Origin of the sequence: Ancylobacter mangrovi (assembly GCF_024752335.1) — a bacterium.
GTDB lineage: Bacteria > Pseudomonadota > Alphaproteobacteria > Rhizobiales > Xanthobacteraceae > Ancylobacter > Ancylobacter mangrovi.
This window is the reverse complement of sequence record NZ_JANTHY010000002.1, coordinates 811,373-837,051: the sequence shown is the minus strand read 5'-3', so window position 1 is coordinate 837,051 and position 25,679 is coordinate 811,373. Positions and strand designations below refer to the sequence as shown.

Genomic DNA, 25,679 nt, shown 5'->3' with positions numbered 1-25,679 from the left:
CGGGGTTTAGCGTTCACGTAGCCGGGCGGCCAACGCGGCCGGCCGCAGGCACCGGATGCGCCCATGAGCTTTCCCGTCACACTCGTCGATCTCGCCGGCTTCATCGCGCTGCTGCTCTGGGGCACCCACATGGTGCAGACCGGCATGCAGCGCGCCTTCGGGCCGCGCCTCAAGGCGATCCTGAACCACGCCCTCGCCGGCCGCCTTCGCGCCTTCGCGGCCGGGCTCGGCATCACCGCGATCCTGCAGAGCAGCACCGCCACCGGGCTGATGGTCACGAGCTTCGCCGCCGGCGGCTTCGTCGAGCTGGTGCCCGCGCTCGCGGTGATGCTCGGCGCCAATGTCGGCACCACGCTGATCGTCCAGCTCCTGTCCTTCGACATCTCCACCGTCGCGCCGGCGCTGATCCTGGTCGGCGTGCTGATGTTCCGCCGCAGCGCCAGCGCGCCGGCCCATGATCTCGGGCGGGTGCTGATCGGCCTCGGCCTGATGCTGCTCGCCCTGCACCAGCTTCTCGGTCTGCTGGTCGACGTCGAGGACGCGCCTAGCCTGCGCCTGCTGCTCGGCTCCATCGCGACCACGCCGCTGCTCGACGTGCTGGTGGCGGCGGGGCTCACCTGGGCAGTGCATTCCAGCGTCGCGGTGGTGCTGCTGGTCATGTCGCTGGCCGCGCACGGCATCGTGCCGCCGGACGCCGCCTTCGCGCTGGTGCTCGGGGCCAATCTCGGCACCGCCATCAATCCGCTGCTGGAAGGCGCCGCGGGCGCCAGCCCGGCCGCCCGCCGGGTGCCGATGGGCAATCTGGTGACGCGCCTCGTCGGCATCGCCCTGGCGCTGGCGGCGCTGCAGCCGATCGGCCGGTTCATGGTGACGCTGCAGCCCGACACGATCCGCGCGGTCGCCGATTTCCACACGCTGTTCAACCTTGCCGTGGCGCTGGTCTTCCTGCCGCTGCTCACCCCGCTCGCCCAGCTGCTGAGGCGCCTGCTGCCGGACGAGCAGGCGTCCGTCGACCCCTCGGCGCCGATCTATCTCGACCCGGCCGCCCGCGAGACGCCGATCGTCGCGCTGGGCGGCGCGGCGCGCGAGACGCTGCGGCTCGTCGACGGGCTGGAGACCATGCTGCTCGGCGCCCGCGAGGGGCTGGCGAAGAGCGAGCGCCGCCTGATCGCCGAGACCCGGCGCCGGGACGACGTGCTCGACCGGCTGAACATCGCCATCAAGTCCTACCTGACCTCGATCGACCCGGACGAGCTCAGCCATGACGACCATCGCCGGCTCAACGAGATCCTCGCCTTCGCGATGAACCTCGAACAGGCCGGCGACGTGGTGGACCGCTATCTGCTGCCGCATCTCTCGAAGGGCCTGAAGCGCGGCCTTCTGGTGCCGAAGGACGGGCGCGAGGAGCTCGTCGCCCTCACCAACCGCATCATCGTCAATCTGCGCACCGCCGCCTCGCTGTTCATGACCGACGACCCGCGCGCCGCGCGCCTGCTCGCCGACGAGAAGGTGGCGTTCCGCGATGCCGAGGCGCGGGCGACGCGGGCGCATTTCGACCGGCTGCGCAGCGGCGTCCTCGCCACCGCGCAGGCGAGCGCTTTGCAGCTCGACCTGCTGCGCGACCTCAAGCTGATCAACAGCCACATCGTCGCCGCCGCCGCCTATCCGGTGCTGGAGCGCAGCGGCGAGCTGCTGCCGAGCCGCGTCGCCGGAGGCTAGACATCGGGAGTCGGGAAGCGAGGCCACTCTGGCCACGCCCTCCCGCTCGCCTGTAAAAAGGCAGCCGGGGAGGACTGATCATGGACGCATCCGTACTCGTCGTCGGCGCCGGTCCGGTCGGGCTGACACTCGCGGCCGAACTGGCCCGCCACGGCGTGCGGGTTCGCCTCGTCGACAAGCTCGCAACTCCCTCGCCCTATTGCCGCGCCATCGGCGTCACCCCGCGCTCGCTCGAAGTGTTCGAGGACATGGGGCTGGCGCGCGAGATGATCGACGCGGGGCTGTGGCTCGACGGCATGCGCATGGTGCTCCCCGGCCAGCCGCCGCGCGACAAGCGGCGCGACCTCTCCGACCTGCCCTATGCGGCGCTCGGCGTGCCCCAATACGAGACCGAGCGCGTGCTCACCGAGCGGCTCGCGCAGTACGGAATCGTCCCGGAGCGCGCGGTCGCGCTCGCGGCCCTCTCGCAGGCGGAGGATCGCGTTCATGTCGAGCTCGACGGTCCGCAGGGCCGGGAGTCGGCGACGTTCGACTTCGTGGTCGGATGCGACGGCGCGCACAGCGCGGTGCGCAAGGCGCTCGGCATCGCGTTCGAGGGCGAGGCCTGGCCGTTCGAGTTCATGCTGGGCGACGTATCGATCGACTGGGACGTGCCGCGCGGGCTCGCCGTGTTCGCCGTGCACCCGATGGAGGACGCGCCGCCGGACCTGCTGGTCGCCGTGCCGCTGCCCGAGCGCGGGCGCTATCGCGTCTCGGCCATGGCCCCGGCACGGCTGGGGGCGCCGGCGAGGGACGGCACCGACCACGGCATCCAGGCCGAGCGGCCCGGCGCCGGCCTCGCCGACCTTCAGGAGGTGGCCGACCGCCTGCTGCCGGACCGCCCGCGCCTCGGCGACCTGCGCTGGTCGTCGATCTTCCGGATCTCGATCCGCCTCGCCGAGCACTACCGCGCCGGCAACGTCTTCATCGCCGGTGACGCCTGCCACGTCCATCCGCCGACCGGCGGCCAAGGCATGAACACCGGCATCCAGGACGCCTACAACCTCGCCTGGAAACTGGCGCTGGTGGCGAAGGGCGAGGCCGACCGCCGGCTGCTCGACAGCTACGAGGCCGAGCGGCGCCCGGTCGCCGAGGCGGTGATCGCCCACACCGTCGAGGAAAGCGTCAATCTGGGCCGGCGCGGCGAGGGAGACCGGCTGGCCGATACCCAGGTCCTGGTGAGCTATCGCGGCAGCCCGCTCGCCGATGTCGCGGGGGACGGGCTTTCCGCCGGCGACCGTATGCCCGACATCGAGGGGCTGCGGCGCCACGGGTTCGGCTTCCCGCTGCGGCTCTTCGACGTGCTGAAGGGAACCCGCTTCGTGCTGCTGGTGCCGGTGGACGGGACGACGGACGCGGTGGAGGCGCTGGCGGCCGATATCCACCGCCGCTGGCCGGGCCGCGTGCGCGTCGTCGCGCTGGCGTCGGGCGAGGCGGGCCTCGACGAGCCGCCGGGGGTCGAACTGCTGAGCGACGCCGCCGGCCGCTTCGCCGCGACCTTCGGCGAGGGGCAGGCATGGCTGGTGCGGCCGGACAACCACATCGCCTGGCGCGGCCCCGCCGCCACGGTCGCCGCCGCCGTGCCGACCTATCTCGCCGAAGTCATCGGGCTGAAATGAACCGTGCCGCCACGGATGGCGGAGGTCGGTGGGATTGGCAGGCGGGGAACACCGCGAGGAAGATGACCCTGTTCTGCCCTACACGGCGCCACAAACGAAAAAGCCGCCGAAACCCGTCGTTTCAGCGGCTTTTCGAACGATATCTGACCATGTCGGATGATCGAATGGTGCCCAGGAGAGGACTCGAACCTCCACGGTGTTACCCACTGGTACCTGAAACCAGCGCGTCTACCAATTCCGCCACCTGGGCTCGCGCCCATCGGGCACGGCGGGGACACATAGTCGGCCTCGATCCATCTTGTCAACGAGACATTCCAGATGTCCCCGTATGAACGGGATGCGGCCGTCCGGTTGGCGCCTCCGTCCACGCTGGCAGAACCCCGGCGGGGTGGTGCGGGCGCGCGGGGCGCCAAGCCTAGTGCCGTAGCCGTAGCCGTAACCGTAGCCGTACCCGGCGGCATCCTGCTCCTTTCAGAACGACCGCTGCGCAAATCGCGGACACCATCCTGGCGGGTTTCGGCGCGGCTTTTCGCGAATCTCCGCACGAGCCCGCTCCGAACCCGGCACGAAAGCCGCTCCCGCTGTCCGGCAAGGCCACCCCAAGCCCTCCCGATCCCCGTCCCAGCACCCTTCCCGGCCACCTCCCATGCGCGAGCGCGCTGGACGCTGGGCCGGCACCGCGCTAATCCTCTGGCATGCCACTGCCGGGCCGGGAGAGAATGCGATGGTCGACGCCGCCAATGCCGACGAACTGCCGCTTGAGAGCGAAGCCGAGCTGCTGAAGCGCGCGGCGCCGATGGAGCGTCTCGTCACGGTCTTCGGCGGCTCGGGCTTCATCGGCCGCCATGTGGTGCGCGCGCTGGTGCGCCAGGGCTGGCGGGTGCGCGTCGCCGTGCGCCGCCCCGACCTCGCCGGCCATCTGCAGCCGCTGGGTGCGGTCGGCCAGGTCAACCCGGTGCAGGCCAATCTGCGCTATCCCGCCTCCGTGCTGCGCGCGGCGGAAGGCTCCGAGGTCGTCATCAACGCCGTCGGCGTCCTGCACCAGAGCGGGCGCCAGAGCTTCGAGGCCGTGCACGATTTCGGCGCCCGGCAGGTCGCGCTGGCGGCGAAGGAAGTCGGCGCGCGGATGATCCACCTCTCGGCCATCGGCGCCGACGCCGCCTCCGACGCGCTCTACGCCAAGACCAAGGCGGCGGGCGAGGCCGGCGTGCTCGAGGCGCGTCCCGACGCGGTGATCTTCCGCCCCTCGGTCGTGTTCGGCCCGGAGGACGACTTCTTCAACCGCTTCGCCGCCATGTCGCGTCTCTCGCCCTTCCTGCCGCTGATCAGCGGCGGCGAGACCCGGTTCCAGCCGGTCTTCGTCGGCGACGTCGCCGCCGCCATCGCCAAGGCGGTGGATGAAGAGGCGAAGCCCGGCACGGTGTACGAGCTCGGCGGCCCGGAAGTGCTGACCTTCCGCCAGCTCATGGAGATCATGCTGGAGGAGATCGGACGCAAGCGCCTGCTGGTGCCGGTGCCGCGCGGGCTCGCCATGCTCAAGGCGCGCGTGCTCGAGCTGCTGCCGAACCCGCTGCTCACCCGCGACCAGGTGCGCCTGCTCGCCTATGACAACATCGTCTCCGAGGCGGCGAAGGCCGAGGGCCGCACGCTCGAGGGTCTGGGCATCCACCCGACCGCGATCGGCGCCGTGCTGCCGGGCTATATGTGGCGCTACCGCAAGGCGGGCCAGTTCACCCGGCCGGAAGCCGCCTGAGGCTTCCCCACCACCGAACCGCAATCGCTTCAAGGCCGCCGGACGCAGATCGCGCCGGCGGCCTTTTTTGCGTGCCAACGGTCTCGCGTGGCGAGCCGCCGGTCAGCCGACCAGCGCCAGCGCCACCAGCCCAACGCCGCCGACCGCGATGCGCCACCAGCCGAACGGCGTGTAGCCGTGCTTGGAGACGAAGGCGAGCAGGCTGCGCACCACCGCCACCGCCGCGACGAAGGCGGCAATGAAGCCGACCATGATAATGATGCCGTCATCCATGCTGAGCGCGTCGCGGTTCTTGTAGAGGTCGTAGGCGAAGGCCCCGGTCATGGTCGGCAGGGCGAGGAAGAAGGAGAACTCCGCCGCCGCCTGCTTGCTGGCGCCGAGCAGCAGCCCGCCGACGATGGTCGAGCCGGAGCGCGAGGTGCCGGGGATCATGGCGAGGCACTGGATGAAGCCGATCTTCAGCGCCAGCATGGGCGGGAACGCCATGGCGTCGGTGTGGATCGGCCGGATCTTCAGCGTGTCGACCCAGATCAGCACGATGCCGCCGAGGATCAGCGTCACGCAGATCAGCGCCGGCGTCTCGAACAGCACGCGCTTGATGAAGTCGTGCGCCAGCGCCCCGATCACCGCCGCCGGCAGGAAGGCGACGATGATGCCGAACACGAAGCGGCGCGAGCGCGCGCTGGTCGGCAGCGTGATCAGCACATGCCAGAAGCGCTGGAAATAGACGGTGACGATGGCGAGGATGGCGCCGAGCTGGATCAGCACCTCGAACACCTTGCCCTGGCTCTCGAAGCCGAGGAAGTGCCCGGCCAGCAGGATGTGGCCGGTGGAGGAGACCGGCAGGAACTCGGTGAAGCCTTCCAGCAGGCCGAGGAGGAAGGCTTCGAACAGCGTGCCGAACGACATGGGATCGGGTCCGTCAATGGCGGGGAGCGAAAGAGGCGGCGAGGGATCGGCCTGGAGCCGGAATCATGGAGCCGGAATCAGGGACCCGGAGCGCGGATCGCGCGCATCCTGTCTGCTTCGCGGCGCACAATCAACGTGACGCGGCGCCGGGGCGGAGCCCCGCGCACAGCCGCCGCAACGTCAGTTTTCCCCACCTGTCGCGGACCCGACGTTCCGCCATCATGAAACTGCCCAACAAGATGGGTCCATTTGGCGCCGGTCGGCGTTGTGATTCTGACAACGTTGGGAGAACGGTTGAATGAAAAGAGTTTTGGCGAGCGCAGCCTTCGTGCTGTTGCTCGGCGGCGCCGCGGCGGCACAGCAGCCCGGCTTCGTAACGACGGATGTCAATCTGAGGGCGGGCCCAAGCACTTCCTATCCGGTCGTCGTAGTGCTGGAGGCCGGAACCGGCCTCGGTATCCATGGCTGCCTCGACGACTACAGCTGGTGCGACGTCGACTGGCGGGGCAATCGCGGCTGGGTCGCCGCGCAGTACCTCGAATCCGACTATCGCGGCCGGCGGGTCGAGATCGACGACTACGCGCCGCGGATCGGCGTGCCGATCATCGCCTTCAACTTCGGCAACTACTGGGATCGCTACTATCGCGGCCGGCCGTGGTACGCCGATCATGACCGCTGGGGCGGGCCTCCGCCTCACCGCCGCCCGCCGCCGCCTGGCCCGGGACCTGGTCCCGGCTGGGGTGGCCCGCCGCCTCCCGGCCATGGCCCGGGCTGGGGTGGACCGCCGCCGCAGCACGGCTATGGCCGTGGCTGGGACGGGCCCCCGCAGGGCGCGGGCGGACCGCCGCCGGATGCCTACCCGCCGCGTGGCGGCCGTCACCCGCAGGGCGGCCCTCCCCCGCAGGGTGGACGTCCGCCTCAGGGTGGTCCGCCCCAGGGTGGGCCTCCGCAGGGCGGTCCTCCGCCGCAGGGCCAGCCTCATCAGGGCCGGCCGCCCCAGGGTGGCCCCCCGCCGCAGGCACAGCCCCCGCAGGGCCGTCCGCCGCAGGGTGGTCCTCCGCCCCAGGCGCAGCCGCCTCAGGGAAGGCCGCAGCAGGGCGCGCCGCGCAAGGATCAGGACCCTTGCGCCAGCGGGGCCAACCTGCCCTGGTGCAAGAAGAGCTGAGGCGGGCCGAGCCGCTGCAGCGGCGGCCTGCCTGAGACCCATCCCGTCCGCCGCCGAGGCGGACGGCCGGCGGCCCGGGGAGCCCTCTCCGGGCCGCTTTTGCGTGCGGCGCTTGAAATAGGCCCGCCGCTCCTGTATGGGGTGCGGCCTTCCCGAACCGCCCGGCTAAAAGGGCTGCCGTGGCGGTTCGAATGCTCACACTAGATTGGGCCGGACACTCTCGCGAGAGGGCGCTGCCGGCCGTGGAGACGAGCCAAATGCCCAAGATGAAGACCAAGTCCGGAGCGAAGAAGCGCTTCAAGCTCTCCGGCACCGGCAAGGTGATCATGGCCCAGGCGAACAAGCGCCACGGTATGATCAAGCGCACCAACAAGCAGATCCGCGACCAGCGCGGCACCACGATCATGTCCGAGCGTGATGCCTACAATGTTCGCAAGTTCTATCTGCCCAACGACTGACGCCCCTTAGCCAGTACCAGGAGAGACCCCCATGGCACGTGTCAAGCGCGGCGTCACTTCGCACGCCAAGCACAAGAAAGTGCTGAAGGCTGCGAAGGGCTATTTCGGCCGCCGCAAGAATACCATCCGCGTCGCGAAGCAGGCCGTCGAGAAGGCGCAGCAATACGCCTATCGCGACCGCAAGGCGAAGAAGCGCAACTTCCGCGCCCTGTGGATCCAGCGCATCAACGCCGCCACCCGCGAGCTCGGCTTCACCTATGGCCGATTTATCGACGGTCTCGGCAAGGCCGGGATCGAGGTCGACCGCAAGGTGCTCTCGGATATCGCCATCCACGAGCCCGAGGCCTTCAAGGCCCTGGTCGAGCAGGCGAAGGCCGCGCTGGACAAGCAGGCCGCCTGATCTTCCCGTAATGCCGGGACCGAACAAGAAAAGCCCCGCGCGCCAGCGCCCGGGGCTTTTCGCGTTGGCGGCGTAGCGGGAGCGGCTTTGCCGCGTCATGTCCCCCCGCTATAAGCGCCGCACCCGAACCGCCGCAGCGCCGGAGCGAGCTGTGCCCGCGTTCGGCCCGTACCGCCCGAGCCCGCCGTTCCGCCGAGGAGCCGTCATGTCCGTCGCCGCCCTTCCCGATCTCGACGCGCTGGAGCGCGACCTCACCGCCGGCATCGCCGCGGCCGGCGACGAGCCGGGGCTGGAGGCGGTCCGCGTCGCCGCGCTCGGCAAGAAGGGCTCGGTCTCGGAGCTGCTGAAGAGCCTCGGCGGCATGAGCCCCGAGGAGCGCAAGACCGCGGGCCCGGCCATCAACGGCCTGCGCGACCGCCTCAACGAGGCCATCGCCGCCCGCCGCACCGAGCTGAAGGCCGCCGCGCTGGCGAAGCGCCTCGAGACCGAGCGCGTCGACGTCACGCTCCCCGTACGGGAGGCGCCGGCCGAGCTCGGCCGCGTGCACCCGATCAGCCAGGTCATCGACGAGCTGACCGCGATCTTCGCCGATATGGGCTTCGCGGTCGCCGAGGGCCCGGACATCGAGGACGACTTCCACAATTTCACCGCGCTGAACTTCCCCGAGGGGCACCCCGCGCGCGAGATGCACGACACCTTCTACCTGCCCACCAAGGAGGACGGCTCGCGCCTGGTGCTGCGCACCCACACCTCCCCGGTGCAGGTGCGCACCATGCTCGCGCAGAAGCCGCCGATCCGCGTCATCTGCCCCGGCCGCACCTATCGCTCCGACAGCGACCAGACCCACACGCCGATGTTCCATCAGGTCGAGGGGCTGGTGATCGACAAGGGCTCCAATCTCGGCCACCTCAAATGGATCCTCGAGGAGTTCTGCAAGGCGTTCTTCGAGGTGGACGGGGTGAAGATGCGCTTCCGCCCCTCCTTCTTCCCCTTCACCGAGCCGTCGATGGAAGTCGACATCCAGTGCGACCGCTCGCGCCCGGGCGAGATCCGCTTCGGCGAGGGCAGCGACTGGCTGGAGATCCTCGGCTGCGGCATGGTGCACCCGAACGTGCTGAGGAATTGCGGCCTCGACCCGGACGAGTATCAGGGCTTCGCCTGGGGCATGGGGATCGACCGCATCGCCATGCTGAAATACGGCATGCCGGACCTTCGCGCCTTCTTCGAGGCCGATGTGCGCTGGCTCTCCCATTACGGCTTCCGCCCGCTCGACTTCCCGACGCTGGCCGGCGGGCTGTCGAACTGATCCGAGGAGAGGAGCAACCGTCATGAAATTCACCCTCTCCTGGCTCAAGGAGCACCTCGACACCACCGCCTCGCTGAACGACATCCTCGATGCGCTGAACCGCATCGGGCTGGAGGTCGAGGGCGTCGAGGACAAGGCGGCCAAGCTCAAGGGCTTCTCCATCGCCTATGTCATCTCGGCCGAGAAGCACCCCAACGCCGACAAGCTGCGCGTGTGCATGGTCGACACCGGCGCCGGCGAGCCCGTCCAGGTGGTGTGCGGCGCGCCGAACGCGCGCACCGGCATGAAGAGCGTGTTCTCCCCGCCCGGCACCTACATTCCCGGCAAGGACATCACGCTCGGCGTGGGCTCGATCCGCGGCGTCGAGAGCCGGGGCATGCTGTGCTCGGCCGCCGAGCTCGAGCTCTCCGAGGACCATGACGGCATCATCGACCTGCCCGAGGACGCCCCCGTCGGCGCTCCCTATGTCGACTGGATGGGCCTCGACGACCCGGTGATCGAGATCGCGGTGACGCCGAACCGCGCCGACGCACTCGGCGTGCACGGCGTCGCCCGCGACCTCGCCGCCGCCGGCCTCGGCCGGCTGGTCGAGGACGCGATCGCGCCGGTGGCCGGCGCCTTCCCCTGCCCGGTCAAGGTGACGATCGCCGACGGCGCGCCCTGCCCCGCCTTCGCGCTGCGCCTGATCCGCGGCGTGAAGAACGGCCCCTCGCCCGAATGGCTGCAGACCAAGCTGCGCGCCATCGGCCTTCGCCCGATCAACGCGCTGGTCGACGTCACCAACCTTATGACCTTCGACCAGAACCGCCCGCTCCACGTGTTCGACGCCGGCAAGGTCCATGGCGACCTCGTGGTGCGCCGCGCCGTCGCGGGCGAGAGCCTGCTGGCGCTCGACGGCAAGACCTACGCGCTCGACGAGACCATGTGCGTGATCGCCGACGCCCGTGCGGTGGAATCGCTCGCCGGCGTGATGGGCGGCGAGGAATCGGGCTGCGACGAAGGCACGACCGACGTGCTGGTCGAATCCGCGCTGTGGGAGCCGATCAACATCGCCTCCACCGGCCGCAAGCTGGGGCTGAACTCGGATGCGCGCTTCCGCTTCGAGCGCGGCATCGACCCGGCCTTCACCGTTCCCGGGCTGGAGCTGGCGACCAAGCTGATCCTCGACCTGTGCGGCGGCGAAGCCTCCGGGATCGAGCTTGCCGGTGCGATCCCCGACACCGCCCGCACCATAGCCTTCCCGCTGTCGCTCACCGACCGGCTGGCCGGACTCGCGGCGGAGGACGACGAGCAGATCGACGTCCTCACGCGGCTGGGCTTCAAGGTCGCGGGCAGCACGGGCACGGTCGACGTCACCCCGCCGTCCTGGCGCGGCGACATCGAGGGCAAGGCGGACCTCGTCGAGGAGGTGGTGCGCATCCTCGGCCTCGACCGCGTGCCCTCGCTGCCCTTCGAGCGCGACGAGAACGCCCTGAAGCCGGTTCTCACCACGCTGCAGCTTCGCACCCGCAAGGCCAAGCGCTCGCTCGCCACGCGCGGCCTCGTCGAAGCCGTCACCTGGTCCTTCGTGCCGAAGCTCCAGGCCGAGCTGTTCGGCGGCGGCGCGCCCGAGCTCGCGCTCGCCAACCCCATCGCCTCGGACCTGTCGGACATGCGCCCGAGCCTGCTGCCCGGCCTCGTGCGCTCAAGCCAGGCCAATGCGGACCGCGGGCTCGGCGACAGCGCGCTGTTCGAGGTCGGCCAGGTGTTCAAAGGCGACCGCCCGCAGGACCAGTTCACCGCCGCCACCGGGCTGCGCCGTGCGCTGGCGAAGCCGGCGGGCGCCGGGCGCCACTGGTCGGCCAAGGCCGAGCCGGTCGATGCCTTCGACGCCAAGGCGGACGCGCTCGCCGTGCTCGCGGCCTGCGGCGCGCCGGTGGCGAACCTCCAGATCTCGGCCGACGCGCCGGACTGGTTCCATCCCGGCCGCTCCGGCACCTTCCGCCTCGGCGCCAACGTCATCGGCCATTTCGGCGAGCTGCACCCCTCGGTGCTCGAGGCGATGGATGTCGAAGGGCCGCTGGTCGGCTTCGAGGTGCTGCTCGACCGCATTCCGACCCCGAAGGCCAAGCCCACGCGGGTGAAGCCGCTGCTGGAGCTCGCCGCCTTCCAGCCGGTGGAGCGCGATTTCGCCTTCCTGGTGCCGCGCTCGGTCGCGGCCGGCGACATGGTGAAGGCCGCCGCCGGCGTCGACCGCAAGCTGATCACCGCGGTGAACGTGTTCGACCTCTATGAGGGCCCGGGCATCGAGGCCGATTCCAAGTCGGTCGCGCTCTCGGTCACGCTGCAGCCGCGCGAGAAGACCATGACCGATGCCGAGATCGAGGCGGTCGCCGCGAAGATCGTCGCCGAGGTAACGAAGAAGACCGGCGCCACCCTGCGCGGCTGAGGCGCCGGGCCGGACACTCGGCCCACGCGCCGGAGGGCGGGCGCCGCGCGCGTCCGCCTCAGGATGGCCCGTCGCCGAGCAGCGCCAGCGCCTTGGCGGCGGCCACCTCGCCCGATTCCCACGCCCCCGCCAGCGAGCCCCAGGAATCGGTCGAGGTGTACTCGCCGGCGAGGAAGATGCGGGTCTGCACCGGGTCCTCGAACAGCCGGCGCTGGGCGCCCTTGCCCGGCCGCACCGCGGCCATCGCGCCGCGGATCAGCGGATCGGTGGTCCAGGCCGAGCAGGCGACCTCGGTGACGGTCTCCGGCGCCAGCGCGAACGCCTCGCCGAGGAAGGCGCGGGCGAGCCGCAACCCCGCCTCCTTGCCCTTCGCCGCGATCTCACGCGCCGGCGCGTCGCCGAAGGTGAGGATGTGCAGATCGGTGCCGTTGACCCGGCCGCGCAGCAGCGCCGGCACCTTGCCCGCGCGCGGCAGGATGCGCTCGTCCGCCTCGAGCCGCAGCGGATTGCCCGGCAAGAGGAACGCGACCTGCTCGAGCGCGCCCGCCGGGCAGTCGTCGAACGCCTGCGCGAGCCGCCTGGGCAGCGCGGGATTGAACTTGATGGCCCCCGCCGCGATCACCGGCGCCGGCACGGCGAGAATGATCGCCCTTGCGCGGATGAGCCCGCGCTGGCCCTCGACCCGCAGCGCATGGACCCGCCCGCCATGGGTGATCTGCGTCACCGGCGCGTCGGTCTGCAGGTTCAGCCAGGCGCCCAGCGTCTGCAGCATGGCGCCGACGCCGACCGGGCTGGTGGCGTTCCCCGCCGGCGGTGCGCGCAGGGCGAGATCGAGCGTCGACAGCGTCTCGAGCCCGCGCCCGCAGCCGAGCGGGCCGAGCATGTCGGCGGCGGTCGCCTCCCACGGGCCCGACCTCGAGCCGGGTTCGGGCTTCGGCATCACCGTGGCGACGGCGACGTCCTTTCCGGCATCGGCGGCCGCGCGGATGTCGCGCCGCGCCTGCCCGAGCGCGGCGAGAAAGTGGTCGTAGTCGCTCTCCTTCGCCTCGCGCCCCTCCACATAGAGCCGCGGCCCGTTGGACAGGTCAGTCACGGCGAGGCCGGCGGCGTCGGCCGCCGCGAGCAGCGGATGGAAATCGCCCGGCAGCAGGCCGCAGCCGAGATCGACCTCCATGCCCAGCGCCTCGACCGTGCGCGCGCGCCCGCCGAGCCGCGGCCCGGCCTCCAGCAGCACATAGCTGTGCCCGGAGCCGGCGATCCGGCGCGCGGCCGCGATTCCCGCCGCGCCGCCGCCGACGATGGCCACATCCACATCGGTCGCCCCCGACTGCGCGAGGGCGGGGCCGGCGAGAAGCGCGGCGGAGGCACCGGCCAGGAAGCGGCGACGGCTCAGGGGTCCGGGGAGGGCGCGCGCGGCGCGGATGGCTCGTTCACTCATGCCGCCACGCTAGAGAATTTTCCCGCCCGGTGGAATCACCCGCGCGGGTGGAAACGACGCCATTCGTCGAAGCAGGAGGCGCCGGGACCGGCGCTACTCCCCGCGCGGGAAGCGCTGCGCGTCCTCGAGGATGTTGAGGTCCATATGGTTGCGCATGTAGCGCTCGGAGGCGCGCTGCAGCGGCTGGAAATCCCACGGGTAATAGGCGCCGTTCCGCAGCGCCTCATAGACCACGTGGCGGCGCGCCTGGCTGGCGCGCACCTCGGCGTCGAAGCGGGCGAGATCCCAGCGCTGGCGCATCCGCGCGGCGAGATCCGCCAGCACGCCGGCGCAGGCGGGATCGTCGGCGCGGTTGACCCGCTCATGGGGGTCGTCCGCGAGATGGGTGAGGATCGGCGGGTCGAGATCGCACAGCACCAGCTTCCACGGCCCCTCGCGCAGCGCCACCAGCGGCGCGTAGGAGCCTTCCGCCGCATATTCCATCGGTACCGGGCCCCGCACATCCGTGCCGCGCGCCACCCCGGCGAGGCTTTCGCCATCGGTCCAGGGCATCACGCCCGACAGGTCAATGCCGGCGAGCTCGGCAAGGGTCGGCAGCACGTCCAGCGTCGAGGCCGGCGCGTCGATCCGCCCGGCCGGCAGGCCCGGAGCGGCGATCATCAGCGGCACGCGGGCCGAGCCCTCGAAGAAGCTCATTTTGAACCACATGCCGCGCTCGCCGAGCATGTCGCCATGGTCGGAGACGAAGGCGACGATCGTGTTCTCGCCCATCCCGCAGCGCTCGAGAATGTCGAGCAATTCGCCGATCTTCTCGTCGATATAGGAGATGTTGGCGAAATAGGCCCGGCGCGAGCGGCGCACGTCCTCCCCCGTCACATGGCTCGCCGCATGGTCGCTCGCCAGCATCAGCCGCTGCGAGTGCGGGTCCTGCTCCTCGAACGGAATCGGCGCCACCACCGGATCCAGCGCCGGGCAGTCCTCATAGAGGTCCCAGAAGCGCCGGCGCGCGACATAGGGATCGTGCGGGTGGGTGAAGCTCACCGTCAGGCACCAGGGGCGCCCGTCATGGCCGCGCGCGAGGTCGTAGAGCTTACGGCCGGCGTGGTAGGCGACCTCGTCGTCATATTCGAGCTGGTTGGTGATCTCCGCCACGCCCGCCCCGGTGACCGAACCGAGATTATGGTACCACCAGTCGATCCGCTCGCCGGGCTTGGTGTAGTCCGGGGTCCAGCCGAAATCGGCCGGGTAGATGTCGGTGGTCAGCCGCTCCTCGAAGCCGTGAAGCTGGTCCGGCCCGACGAAGTGCATCTTGCCCGACAGCGCGGTGTGGTAGCCCGCGCGGCGCAGGTGATGGGCATAGGTGGGCACGTCCGAGGTGAACTCGGCCGCGTTGTCGTAGACGCGGGTCCGGCTCGGGAGCTGGCCGGACATGAAGGAGGCCCGCGCCGGGGCGCAGAGCGGGCTCGCCGTATAGGTGTTGGCGAAGCGCGCCGAGCGCGCGGCCAGCGCCTTGAGATGCGGCGCGTGGAGAAAGCCCGCCGGCCCGTCGGGGAACAGCGTCCCGTTGAGCTGGTCAACCATCAGGATGAGGATGTTCGGGCGGGACGTCGCAACGTCGATCGGGGCTGTCATGGCACGCAACGTCATGTGACGGACGGGGAAAGCCGGCCGGAGCCGGCGCCCCGTCGATCACGAGGCGCCGGCCCTCGGCGTCGGCTCAGAGGCCGAGCGAGGCCCTGACGGCCGGCAGGCCGGGCTTGCCGTCGAAGGTGGTGACGCCCTCGAGCCACGGGCCGAGCACGTCGGGATGCGCCTTCAGCCAGGTCTTGGCGGCGGCTGCCGGCTCCTTGCCGTCGTCGAGGATGAGACCCATCATCGCGTTCTCCATCGGCAGATCGAAGGTGAGCTGCTTGAACAGCTTGGCCGCGTTCGGGCATTCGCCCGCCCAGCCGGTGCGGGCAAGCGTGCGCACGTCCGCGCCGCCGAAGTTCGGGCCGAAATAGGCATCGCCGCCGGAGAGATAGGTCAGGTCGAAATTCGCGTTCATCGGGTGCGGCGCCCAGGCGAGGAAGACGATCCAGTCCTTGCCGTTGGTGGCGCGCTTGACCTGGGCCAGCATCGCCTGCTCGCCGGATTCGACCACCTTCCAACCCTTCAGGCCGAAATCGTCGGCGTCGATCATCTTCTGGATGTTCTGGTTGGCCGGGGCGCCCGGCTCGATGCCGTAGATCGCGCTGCCGAACTTGTCGGCGTGGGCGGCGAGGTCCTTGAAGTCCTTCACGCCCGCTTCCGCCACATAGCTCGGCACGGCGAGGGTGAACTTGGCGCCCTTGAGGTTGGTGGCGAGCACGTCGGCCGCCTTGGCCTTGTCCAGCGCGTCGATGAACTTCTGCTGCGCCGGCATCCAGTTGCCGAGGAAGACGTCGATATTGCCGTTCTTCATCGATTCGTAGCCGATCGGCACCGACAGCGTCTTCACGTCCTGCTCATAGCCGAGGCCGCCGAGCAGCGCGCCGGCGATGGCGTTGGTGGAGGTGATGTCGGTCCAGCCCGGGTCCGACATGCGCACGGTCTTGCAGGAGGGTGCGTCCGCCCGCGCGGGGGCGGCGAGCAGAGCGGGGCAAAGCACGGCGAGGGAGAGGGCGGCGGCCGCCAGAAGGGAGCGATTCATCGTGGGACCTCTGGAAGGGTGGAGAGGCTTGTCGCGGCCAAGGGTCCGGCGCTTGTGCGGCCATTTCGTTCCCCTTGATCTTGCCTTCATCAGACATCTAGATGTCAAATGCTGTGAAGCCGCCAATTTTGGATGTCCGGCATAGAGCATCTTTATGTCTGAGCGCCCTCTCGAGCTCGCCTGGCTGCGCATCTTCGAGGCCGTCGGCCGGCTCGGCGGCCTGACCCGGGCCGCGCAGGAGCTCGGCCTGTCGCAGCCCGCGGTCAGCTACACGGTGCGCATGCTGGAGGAGCAGCTCGGCACGCCGCTGCTGATGCGCAGCCATCGCGGCAGCACGCTCACCCCCGCCGGCGAGACGCTGCACCGCGCCGCGTGCGGGGCGGTGGCCGAGCTCGACGGCGCCGCCCGCGCCATCCGCCGCATGAGCCGGCGCCCGGTGGTCCGCCTGTTCACCGATTACGGCTTCGCCTCGTTCTGGATGATGCCGCGCGTCGCCGCCTTCCGGCTGGTGCGGCCGGACACCGAGGTCCACGTCATCGCCTCGGCCGCCGCCGAGCCGAGCGGCGACAACGCCGAGGACGTCGCGGTGCTGTTCGGCACGCGTTCGGACTTTCCCGCCAACGCGGTCCAGCTGCTCGAGGAGAAGGTGGTTCCGGTGTGCGGGCCGCGCTTCGCCGCGCGGCACGGCCTCGCCGAGCAGCCCGCGCGGATCGGCGCGGTGCCGCTGCTGCATCTGGAGAGCACGCCGCGCCCGCGCTGGTTCGGCTGGAGCGACTGGTTCACCGCCACCGGCTTCGCGCGCGGGCCGAGCGCCAGCGACCTCAGCCTCAACACCTATGGGCTCGTGGTGCAGGCGGCGATCGCCGACCAGGGTGTCGCGCTCGGCTGGTCGGGCCTGATCGACGGCGCGCTGGCCGATGGAACGCTGGTCGCCATCGGCCCGCCGCTGCTGCGGGCCGATCATGGCTACTGGCTGCGCCCCGGGCCCGACCCGTCGCCCGCCGCGCGCGACCTGATCGACTGGATCGAGCGCGAGGTGAAGGCCGATGCCGGCTCCGCCCGATTTGGTAAGCCGGCAAAGTGACGTAGTCCCGGGCGCTCAGAACCCGCTGAGCACGGCCTTGCCGATGCTGCGCCCGCTCTCCAGCAGCCTGTGCGCCTCGCGCAGGCCGTCGACGCTGATCGGGCCGATCTCATGCTTGAACGTGGTGCGCAGAAGGCCCTCGTCGACCAGCGCGGCCACCTCATTGAGCAGGCGGTGCTGGCGGATCAGGTCCGGCGTCTGGAACAGCGGCCGGGTGAACATCAGCTCCCAGTGCAGGGCGAGGCTCTTGCGCTTGAAGGGCACCACGTCGAGCACCTTGGGATCGTCGATCAGCGCCAGCGCGCCCTGCGGCGCCAGCGCATTGACGATCGCCGGCAGGTGGTGCTCGGTCGCGGTCAGCCCGGCGACATACTGCACTTCGGGAATGCCGATCGCCTTCAGCCCCTCGACGAGCGGCTGGCGGTGGTCGATGACGTGATGCGCGCCCATCTCCTTCACCCAGTCGATCGTCTCCGACCGCGAGGCGGTGGCGATGACGGTGAGACCGGTCAGCCGGCGGGCGATCTGGGTGAGGATGGAGCCGACCCCGCCCGCGCCGTTGACGATGAGGATCGCCCCGTCCTGCGCCTTCACGCCATAGGAGACGCGCAGCCGGTCGAACAGCAGCTCCCAGGCGGTGATTGAGGTCAGCGGCAGCGCCGCCGCCTGGGCGCTGGTCAGCGTCGCGGGCTTGCGCCCGACGATGCGCTCGTCCACCGCATGGAACTCGGCATTGGTGCCCTGCCGGTCGATGCTGCCGGCATAGAACACCGCGTCGCCCGGCTTGAACAGCTGCGCTTCGGCACCGACCGCCTCGACCACGCCGACCGCGTCGAAGCCTAGGATGCGCGGCTCGCCGGTGGGCGGAACGGCACTGGCGCGCACCTTCACGTCGACCGGGTTGACCGAGACCGCCTCGATGCGGACCAGCAGGTCGCGCGGGCGCAGCTCCGGCATGGGCATCTCAATCTCGACCAGCGCGCGCTCGTCGTCGATCGGCAGGGGTTCGTAGAAGCCGATGGCCTTCATCGCTCAGTCCTTCGCAACGTTTATGGGCAGCGACCCGCGAGGCGGCGCGGCTGCGGGTCGGGAGCAAGATGGCGGGCGCGGGTCGAGAAGGGAAACGCATAGTCCGAATGCCATCAAGTCGGCTTCCTGATCGATCCTCACCCGGCGGCGAGGGCGCGAACGGCTCCCTGAGGATCGAGGGGCAGCGGGCGCAGCACGACCGGCGTCTGCATCGCCGTCGATGATGCCGACATCCAAAGATGAAGGCGGCGGAATGACGGGCGCGCCGGCCACCCTCGCCGGATAGGGACAGGTGCTCAGATCAGCGGATCGAAGCACCGCATGCGCCGGAAGGCGCTGGGCGTGCAGCCGAGCCAGCGGGTGAAGGCGCGGGTGAAGTTGCCGTGGTCCTCGTACCCCAGTGCCAGCGCGATCTCGAGCACGGAGAGCTGGGTCTCGGTCAGCAGCCCCACCGCGCGGTCGCGCCGCACCAGGTCCAGCACCTCGCGATAGGTGTAGCCGTGCTGGCGGAGCCGACGCTGCAGCGACTGCACGCTGATGCCGACCAGATGCGCCGCGCCCTCAATGTCGCTGGCGCCGTCGAGCAGCCGGAGCGCGATCACCGCCGACAGGGCGCGCGCGGGCTCGGGCGCGTTCCTCAGCGTCACATCGGCCTCGACGTCCCGCAGCGTGATCGCCCGGCGCGGCGGCGACACGTGCACCGGCCGGCGCCGCGTCAGATCCTCCGGGCGCAGCACGAGGCCGACGCCCGGCCCCTCGAACCGCATCGGGATCTTGAGCCGCCGCTCGACCTTCCCCGCGTCGGGGTCGCGGGCGTAGTTCACCTCGACCCATTCCGGCCGCCAGGTCTCGCCGAGATACACCCGCACCAGATTCAGCATCGGCGGCAGCACGTGGTCGGAATGCTCGATCATGCGCAGGGGAAATCGCGGCGTGACGAAGCGCCAGACATAACGGCCGGCTTCCGGAACCAGCTCCAGCCGGCAGCCGCTCAGATGCGCGCTGCTGGAGATCACGCTCCGCTGCAGCGCCCGGCCGAGCGTCGCCGCCTGGCTGCTGTACTGCGCCCACAGGCCGTAGCCGTCATGCGACATGTGCGCGCCGACGTCGAGGCCGAAGGTCCTCTGGCCCAACAGTCTGGCCGAACGCGCGAACAGCCCCATCATCGCGCCGATCGGCATCGGCGTGTCGAGTTGGTCCCTCAGCGCGATCGGAAGCCCCTCGCTCTCGAATACGCCGAGCATCGCCCGTTCGCCGGCGCGCTGCTCCAGCAGATCGGGCAGCGCGCCGAAACCCCGGGCGCGGACGAGGGTGAAGGATCGCGAATAGGCCATGGCCCCCTGCCTGACGCGAAATGACAAGCGCCTCACATATACCAAGCTTACTCTTGCGGCACCTTATCCGCCCGGGCGATCCGGGAAATTACTGTTGCGGTGAAGTGTTGGTCCACCGTTGAAGGACCCGAGCCGGAGGTATCGGCCAGCATCTCCGGCTCTTTCACCGAAAATCGTTCGAGAAGGTCGACGGCAAGACACCGGCAGGCGATGCCGGCCCGTCCCGTCAGTTGGGGAATGCGGGGCCCGGGTACCGCGGAGCCCCGCCGGCCGGACCGACGAAGCCGGGCGCCGCATCGGCGCCGCAGAAGGGCGGCCCGCACGCGCCGCCGGGAAGTGAAACGCGAACCCAAATGAAGGGGGCCTCAATGAAACGACTAGTGCTGGCGATGGCGATCGCGCTCGGCGTCGGCGGCGTCGCCACGGCGCAGGAGAGCCGCAAGCCCAATATTCTCCTGATCGTCTCCGATGATACCGGCTATGGCGACCTCGGCTCCTATCTCGGCGGCGCCGAGCGTGGCATGCCGACCCCGAATCTCGACCAGCTGGCCGATGAGGGAATGCTCTTCACCTCCTTCTACGGCCAGCCGAGCTGCACGCCCGGCCGCGCGGCCATGCAGACCGGCCGCATCCCGAACCGCTCGGGCATGACCACAGTCGCCTTCCAGGGCCAGGGCGGCGGCCTTCCGCATGCGGAATGGACGCTTGCCTCGGTGCTCAAGACCGCGGGCTACAAGACCTACTTCACCGGCAAGTGGCATCTGGGCGAGGCGGACTACGCGCTGCCCAACGCGCAGGGCTACGACGTGATGAAGTACGCCTTCCTCTACCATCTCAACGCCTACACCTATGCCGACCCGAAGTGGTTCCCGGACATGAGCGACGAGGACCGCGCCATGTTCCAGCGGGTCACGCGCGGCGCGCTGTCCGGCAATGCCGGCGAGGCGGCCAAGGAGGACTTCAAGGTCAATGGCGAGTATGTCGACACGCCGGAGAAGGGCGTGGTCGGCATCCCCTTCCTCGACGCCTATGTCGAGAAGGCCGCCACCGAGTTCCTGGAGGACGCCGCCAAGTCCCCGGACACCCCGTTCTTCATCAACGTCAACTTCATGAAGAACCACCAGCCCAACATGCCGCATCCCGACTTCGAGCATAAGTCGCTGTCGAAGTCGAAATACGCCGATTCCGTCGTCGAGCTCGACACCCGGATCGGCGATGTGCTGAAGAAGCTCGACGAGCTCGGCCTGAAGGACAACACCATCGTCTTCTACACGGTCGACAACGGTGCGTGGCAGGACGTCTATCCCGACGCCGGCTACACGCCGTTCCGCGGCACCAAGGGCACCGACCGCGAAGGCGGCAGCCGCGTGCCCGCCATGGTGCGCTGGCCGGGCCATGTGAAGCCGAATTCGAAGAGCGCGGCGATCGTCGGCGGCCTCGACCTGATGAAAACCTTCGCCAGCGCGGCCGGCCTCAAGGAACTGCCGAAGGACGATCGCGATGGCAAGCCGATCATCTTCGACAGCTACGACATGATGCCGGTGTGGACCGGGCAGGGCGAACCCACCCGCAAGTCCTGGTTCTACTTCACCGAGAACGAACTCACCCCGGGCGCGGCGCGCGTCGGCCACCTCAAGGCGGTGTTCAACCTGCGCGGCGACAACGGCCAGCAGACCGGCGGCCTGTCAGTCGACACCAATTCCGGCTGGAAGGGCCCGGAGAAGTACGCCGCGACCGTGCCTCAGGTCTACGACCTGATGCAGGACCCGCAGGAGCGCTACGACATCTTCATGAACAACTTCACCGAGCGCACCTGGGCGCTGGTCTCCATCAACGACGCCATCGCCAAGCTGATGAAGACCTATATCGACTATCCGCCGCGCAAGTTGCAGAGTGAGGTCTATACTGGCCCGATCACCCTCTCGCGCTACCAGATGTTCCAGAACGTGCGCGAGCAGCTCAAGGAGCAGGGCTTCTCGATCGGCCTGCCGACCGGCAACTGATCCCTGCCGGACGGACGCAGCATCGGGCCGGGCTTTCAAGTCCGGCTCGTCTTCCGTCCCGCTCCTGCCCGTGCGCACACGGGGAAGGGGCGGCAACGATCCGCAAACCGATCATGCGGGCCGGTCGCTTGGGCCGATCGTCCGAAGAGGCCCTCCGTCCGAGCCCTCCGCCGGGGAGACGCCGCCATGACATCGCTGAAAGCCGGACTGAAAGCGCTGGCCGCCGCCGCCGCGCTCGTGCTGTGCACCCTGCCCGCCCTCGCGCAGGCCGACGCGCCGCGCACCGATCCGCTGCCCTCCTGGAACGAGGGCGCCACCAGGCAGGCCATCGTCGACTTCGTGACGCGCGTCACCACCGAGGGCGGCGCCGATTTCGTCCCTGCCGACCAGCGCCTCGCCGTGTTCGACAATGACGGCACGCTGTGGGCCGAGCAACCGGTCTACGTCCAGCTCTTCTTCGCCATCGACCGGATCAAGGAGCTGGCCCCGCAGCACCCCGAATGGCAGACGACCGAACCCTTCGCCTCGATCCTCAAGGGCGACATGAAGACGGCGCTCGCCGGCGGCACCCACGCGGTCGCGCAGATCGTCGGCGCGACCCATGCCGGCATGACGACGGACGACTTTGCCGACATCGTCGCCAAATGGTTCGCGGATGCCAGGAATCCGGTGAAGGATCGCAAGTTCTCGGCCATGGACTACCAGCCGATGCTGGAGGTTCTGGCCTATCTGCGCGCCAACGGCTTCAAGACCTTCATCGTCTCGGGCGGCGGCATCGACTTCATGCGCGTGTTCAGCCAGGAGCTCTACGGCATCCCGCCCGAGCAGGTGATCGGCAGCGAGGGCAAGCTGAAGTTCGAGCTGAAGGACGGCAAGCCGGAACTCGTCAAGCTGCCGGACATCGCCTTCGTCGATGACGGCCCCGGCAAGCCGGTCGGCATCCAGATGAATATCGGCCGCGAGCCGATCTTCGCCTTCGGCAATTCCGACGGCGACCTGCAGATGCTCCAATATACCTGCCTGAAGCCCGGCCCCCGATTCTGCGGCATCGTCCACCACACCGACGCGGCGCGCGAATGGGCCTATGACCGCGATTCCAGCATCGGCCATCTCGACAAGGCGCTCGAGGCGGCGCAGGCGAACGACTGGACGGTGGTGGATATGGCGGCGGACTGGAAGACCGTGTTCCCGCCCGAACAATAGAGCCGCGCCGGCGGGGCCTTGCGTCCCGGCCCGCGGCGGGCGGCAGCGAGGCGGCAGCGGGCAGGAGGCCCGCCGCCACGGCCCGCTCACGAGGGGTCGAGCTGCAGGGTCTGGATCACCTGCTGGCCGAAGCTCTCGACATAGTCGTGCTGCTGCGCCGCCTCGAGCCCCGACGCGTCGGCGACCACGCGGCAATAGGCGATGATGAGCGCATTGGCGAGCGTGGCAAGATGGGCCTTCGGGTCCTTCTTCGCCAGCGCCTTCGCCCAGCCCGCCCCGGCCGAGCCCTCGACCGGCAGGGTCGGCGTGCCGATCAGCCCGGACGCGTCAGCGACCAGTGCCTTCGGCACCAGCTTGCCGTTGTCGGCCGGGCAGGAGAGCGGGCCGGCGAGGCTTTTCGGCGCGCGCGAGACCAGCGATGTGCCGGCCTGCACCGCCCATACCACCGGCACCGGCGGGAAGGGCGTGGCGGCGGTGGGCGCCGCTGCGGCCGCGGCCGCCTGCAGGGTGAAGCGGCGCAGCTCCGCCAGCTTGTGATAGTCGTCCCCGCCGCCGGCGGCGACCACCGGGCAGTAGGCCGCCATCAGCGCGTCCACCACCTGCGCCGGCGAGGCGTCGGGCGCGGCCGCCTCGTAGCTGTCGACCATGGCGTCGACGTCGACGTCGCCGCCCTGCAGCACCGAGCTGATCGCCGCCACCGCCTTCGGGTCCGGCCCGGAGGCGCCCGGCGCGCCGCCGACCTCGGCGCAGTCGAAGGCGGAGGCGGCCTGCGTGCCGTAGTCCGGCACCTTCTGCGTCTCGCGCCAGATCGCCACCATCTTCGCCGTCGCGTTGGGCGCGCCGTCATTGCCCCAGCTCGTGCGTACATAATTGGCGAGCTCGGCGATCTGCTCGTCCGAGAGCCGTCCGGCGAAGGAGGGCATGGCGCCGTAGCGCCCGTCCGCCGGCAGGCCCTGCAGCACCACGGTGATGACGTTATAGGGCTCTGCCGCCGTCACCGCCGGATTGTGCGCCAGCGAGGGGATGGCGCCGAGCAGGCCGGTACCCTGCTGCTGGTGACAGGCGGCGCAATTGTCGATGAAGATCTTCGAGGCGCGGGCATAGACCTCGGGCGGCAGGGGCGAGGCCTTCTGCGGCGCGGGCATGTCCGGCGGCGGCGGGCTGTCGAGCAGGTAGGTCGCCATGGCGGCGAGATCGGCATCGGTGAGCCTGGAGAGGCTGTCGCGCACCACCTCGGCCATCGGGCCGAACACCAGCGTCTTGTGCGGCGCCGAGCCGGTCTTGAAGAACTCGACCAGCGTGTCCTTCGTCCAGCTTCGCGCCAATGCCGCCGAGGCGATGTCGGGCGCGTAGAAACCGTCGATCTCGGCGCCGGTAAAGGCGGCCTTGCCCTTGATCGCGCCCATCACGTCGCGCGGGCTGTGGCAGTCCGAGCAGTGGCCCAGCGCCTCGACCAGATAGGCGCCGCGGTTCCATTCGTCGCTCTTGCCGGGCGTCGGCGTGAAGAAGGCCGGGCGGAAGAACAACTCACGCCATGCCAGCATGCCGAGCCGCACGTCGAAGGGGAAGACGAGGCCGTTCTCCGGGTTGGGCGCGTCCACCGCCGGGATGCGCCGCACATAGGCCCAGAGCGCCTTCAGGTCGTCCTCGGTGATGCCGGTATAGGCGTCGAACGGCATCGCCGGATAGAGATAGGCGCCGTCCTTGCGGATGCCGTCATGCAGCGCGCGGCGGAAGTCTTCGTAGCTCCACGTGCCGATGCCGGTCGCCTTGTCCGAGGTGATGTTGACCGAGTAGAGCGTGCCGAACGGCGTCTTGAGGCCGAGCCCGCCGGCGAAGGGCTTGTTCGGGTCCGAGGTGTGGCAGGGCATGCAGTCCGCCGCCCGGGCGAGATACTCGCCGCGCGCCACCAGCGCGGAGTCGTCCGTGGGCGTGTCCTGCGCCAGCGCCGGGCCGGCGAGGCCCGACACCGCCGCCCCGAACAACAGGGCGGCTAACCTCGCCGTTACTTGAATGCCTGCCATGTCCGCTCCCCCTCGCGGTTTAACTTTTATGGAATCATTCCACGTTGGGGGAACATTCGCCAGAGTTGCGCGAATAAAGGATGACCTTTGGGCAGCGCCTCATCCCGCCGCGGCGCGCAAGGCGGCTTCGGGCGTGTCCGAATGGGGCGGCGGATAGCCCCCTCGGGGCTCCGCAAACGTCGGAGGCGGGATCTGCCGGGAGGCGAGACGACTGGCGGGCGGCAAGTATTCGCAATGCGCGGTACTTGGTTCGGGCCACGGGTGCCGCCGCGCCACATACGGCAGCACGTTTCCGGCCGGGGCACCGGCAAAGAAAAAGGGCCTATTCCCCTTGGGAATGGCCCTTCTGCTCGACTTGAATTCGCGTGGTATCAGGCGGCCGCCTTCTTGGCGCGGCCACGGCCCTTGGCCGGCGCCGGAGCGACCGGCTTCTTGCGCTGCTGACCGAGGCCCATCTTCTTGGCGAGATTGGAGCGCGCCTCGGCATAGCTCGGCGCTACCATCGGATAGTCGTTGGGCAGGCTCCACTTGGCCCGATATTCCTCCGGCGTCATGTTGTATTTGGTACGCAGATGACGCTTGAGGGACTTGAACTTGAGCCCGTCCTCCAGGCAGACGATGTACTCCGGGGTCACGGATTTCTTAACCGGGATGGCCGGCTTCAGAACTTCTTCGACGACGACCGGCGCCGGGGCGCTCAGCTGAAGCAGCGCACCGTGGACCTTGGCAATCAGGTCGGGAAGCTCGGCGGCTGGAACTGAGTTGTTACCGACAAAAGCCGCAACGACATCCGCAGTGAGCCCCAGATAGTCAACCGACGCGCTATCCTGTTCCGACATTTATTGCCTCCATTGATGAGATGGCCTGATGTAACATCATTCATCAAAACGTCAATCAATATTCAGGCAGAAACCGGGCGTCGCTCAAGTTTAAAACGTCGCTACCTGGGCCCGGACCCTCTCCAATTCACCACGCGCTGCAGTTGAATTGGACGGTGCTAATGGTACCGCAATGACAATGGATACATCCGGAAACACTTGAGAACATCGCCGTCCTCGGATTTTCCGATGCAATCCATAGACTAATCGGATGCAAAT

Annotated in this window: 19 protein-coding genes and 1 tRNA gene; 11 read left to right on the top strand and 9 right to left on the bottom strand. The window is 69.6% G+C overall.

What is annotated here, in order from left to right; all coding sequences use genetic code 11:
• The first annotated feature begins 63 nt into the window (after positions 1-63).
• Both NVS83_RS09715 and NVS83_RS09710 read left to right on the top strand, forming a co-directional pair.
• On the top strand, positions 64-1,719 hold the full coding sequence (locus NVS83_RS09715) for a Na/Pi cotransporter family protein (protein ID WP_258739103.1): 1,656 nt from the start codon (positions 64-66) through the stop codon (positions 1,717-1,719).
• 80 nt (positions 1,720-1,799) lie between these two features.
• A complete protein-coding gene (locus NVS83_RS09710; protein ID WP_258739102.1) occupies positions 1,800-3,377 on the top strand; it encodes an FAD-dependent monooxygenase in 1,578 nt (525 codons plus the stop codon).
• Positions 3,378-3,542: 165 nt separating this feature from the next.
• On the opposite strand, the gene NVS83_RS09705 is transcribed toward NVS83_RS09710, so the two are convergent.
• Positions 3,543-3,627 (bottom strand) — tRNA-Leu (locus tag NVS83_RS09705).
• Between the two features lie 546 nt (positions 3,628-4,173).
• On the opposite strand from NVS83_RS09705, the gene NVS83_RS09700 reads away from it, so the two are divergent.
• Complete coding sequence (locus tag NVS83_RS09700) at positions 4,174-5,130, top strand: complex I NDUFA9 subunit family protein (protein WP_258739138.1); 957 nt, start codon at positions 4,174-4,176, stop codon at positions 5,128-5,130.
• Between the two features lie 102 nt (positions 5,131-5,232).
• On the opposite strand, the gene NVS83_RS09695 is transcribed toward NVS83_RS09700, so the two are convergent.
• On the bottom strand, positions 5,233-6,039 hold the full coding sequence (locus NVS83_RS09695; RefSeq protein WP_258732332.1) for an undecaprenyl-diphosphate phosphatase: 807 nt from the start codon (positions 6,037-6,039) through the stop codon (positions 5,233-5,235).
• 298 nt (positions 6,040-6,337) lie between these two features.
• Between NVS83_RS09695 and NVS83_RS23540 the strand changes: the two genes are divergently transcribed.
• The 5 genes from NVS83_RS23540 (at position 6,338) to pheT (ending at position 11,796) form a co-directional block, all read left to right on the top strand.
• The gene (locus NVS83_RS23540) at positions 6,338-7,204 is read left to right on the top strand and encodes an SH3 domain-containing protein (RefSeq protein WP_374115031.1); all 867 of its coding nucleotides are present in this window, start codon (positions 6,338-6,340) and stop codon (positions 7,202-7,204) included.
• A gap of 257 nt (positions 7,205-7,461) precedes the next feature.
• Positions 7,462-7,662, top strand: a complete 201-nt coding sequence (gene rpmI, locus NVS83_RS09690) for a 50S ribosomal protein L35 (protein WP_258732330.1) — start codon at positions 7,462-7,464, stop codon at positions 7,660-7,662.
• Positions 7,663-7,693: 31 nt separating this feature from the next.
• Positions 7,694-8,062 carry a 50S ribosomal protein L20 gene (gene rplT, locus NVS83_RS09685; protein WP_258739101.1) on the top strand — a complete coding sequence of 123 codons (369 nt, stop codon included), beginning with the start codon at positions 7,694-7,696 and terminating at the stop codon, positions 8,060-8,062.
• A gap of 205 nt (positions 8,063-8,267) precedes the next feature.
• Positions 8,268-9,368 carry a phenylalanine--tRNA ligase subunit alpha gene (pheS, locus tag NVS83_RS09680; RefSeq protein ID WP_258739100.1) on the top strand — a complete coding sequence of 367 codons (1,101 nt, stop codon included), beginning with the start codon at positions 8,268-8,270 and terminating at the stop codon, positions 9,366-9,368.
• Between the two features lie 22 nt (positions 9,369-9,390).
• Positions 9,391-11,796 (top strand): phenylalanine--tRNA ligase subunit beta, encoded by a 2,406-nt coding sequence (pheT, locus tag NVS83_RS09675; protein WP_258739099.1) that lies wholly within the window; start codon positions 9,391-9,393, stop codon positions 11,794-11,796.
• A 58-nt stretch (positions 11,797-11,854) separates the two neighbouring features.
• Here pheT and NVS83_RS09670 read toward each other — a convergent pair whose 3' ends face one another.
• The 3 genes from NVS83_RS09670 to NVS83_RS09660 form a co-directional block, all read right to left on the bottom strand.
• A complete protein-coding gene (locus NVS83_RS09670; RefSeq protein WP_258739098.1) occupies positions 11,855-13,234 on the bottom strand; it encodes a flavin monoamine oxidase family protein in 1,380 nt (459 codons plus the stop codon).
• Positions 13,235-13,327: 93 nt separating this feature from the next.
• Positions 13,328-14,866 (bottom strand): choline-sulfatase, encoded by a 1,539-nt coding sequence (gene betC / locus NVS83_RS09665; protein WP_258739097.1) that lies wholly within the window; start codon positions 14,864-14,866, stop codon positions 13,328-13,330.
• A gap of 85 nt (positions 14,867-14,951) precedes the next feature.
• Positions 14,952-15,905 carry a choline ABC transporter substrate-binding protein gene (locus NVS83_RS09660; RefSeq protein ID WP_258739096.1) on the bottom strand — a complete coding sequence of 318 codons (954 nt, stop codon included), beginning with the start codon at positions 15,903-15,905 and terminating at the stop codon, positions 14,952-14,954.
• 154 nt (positions 15,906-16,059) lie between these two features.
• On the opposite strand from NVS83_RS09660, the gene NVS83_RS09655 reads away from it, so the two are divergent.
• Positions 16,060-16,989: a LysR family transcriptional regulator gene (locus NVS83_RS09655; protein WP_258739095.1), complete on the top strand. Its 930-nt coding sequence runs from the start codon at positions 16,060-16,062 to the stop codon at positions 16,987-16,989.
• Positions 16,990-17,004: 15 nt separating this feature from the next.
• Here NVS83_RS09655 and NVS83_RS09650 read toward each other — a convergent pair whose 3' ends face one another.
• Positions 17,005-18,018 (bottom strand): zinc-binding alcohol dehydrogenase family protein, encoded by a 1,014-nt coding sequence (locus NVS83_RS09650; RefSeq protein WP_258739094.1) that lies wholly within the window; start codon positions 18,016-18,018, stop codon positions 17,005-17,007.
• Between the two features lie 296 nt (positions 18,019-18,314).
• The gene (locus NVS83_RS09645; RefSeq protein WP_258739093.1) at positions 18,315-19,352 is read right to left on the bottom strand and encodes a helix-turn-helix domain-containing protein; all 1,038 of its coding nucleotides are present in this window, start codon (positions 19,350-19,352) and stop codon (positions 18,315-18,317) included.
• A 389-nt stretch (positions 19,353-19,741) separates the two neighbouring features.
• Between NVS83_RS09645 and NVS83_RS09640 the strand changes: the two genes are divergently transcribed.
• Both NVS83_RS09640 and NVS83_RS09635 read left to right on the top strand, forming a co-directional pair.
• A complete protein-coding gene (locus NVS83_RS09640) occupies positions 19,742-21,355 on the top strand; it encodes an arylsulfatase (RefSeq protein WP_258739137.1) in 1,614 nt (537 codons plus the stop codon).
• Positions 21,356-21,541: 186 nt separating this feature from the next.
• Positions 21,542-22,558: an HAD family hydrolase gene (locus NVS83_RS09635; RefSeq protein ID WP_258739092.1), complete on the top strand. Its 1,017-nt coding sequence runs from the start codon at positions 21,542-21,544 to the stop codon at positions 22,556-22,558.
• 86 nt (positions 22,559-22,644) lie between these two features.
• Here the strand turns inward: NVS83_RS09635 and NVS83_RS09630 are convergent, their stop codons facing one another.
• Positions 22,645-24,582, bottom strand: coding sequence for a c-type cytochrome (locus NVS83_RS09630; RefSeq protein ID WP_258739091.1), 1,938 nt, complete (start codon positions 24,580-24,582; stop codon positions 22,645-22,647).
• Between the two features lie 371 nt (positions 24,583-24,953).
• A complete protein-coding gene (locus tag NVS83_RS09625) occupies positions 24,954-25,421 on the bottom strand; it encodes a Ros/MucR family transcriptional regulator (protein ID WP_258732314.1) in 468 nt (155 codons plus the stop codon).
• Positions 25,422-25,679: the final 258 nt, after the last annotated feature.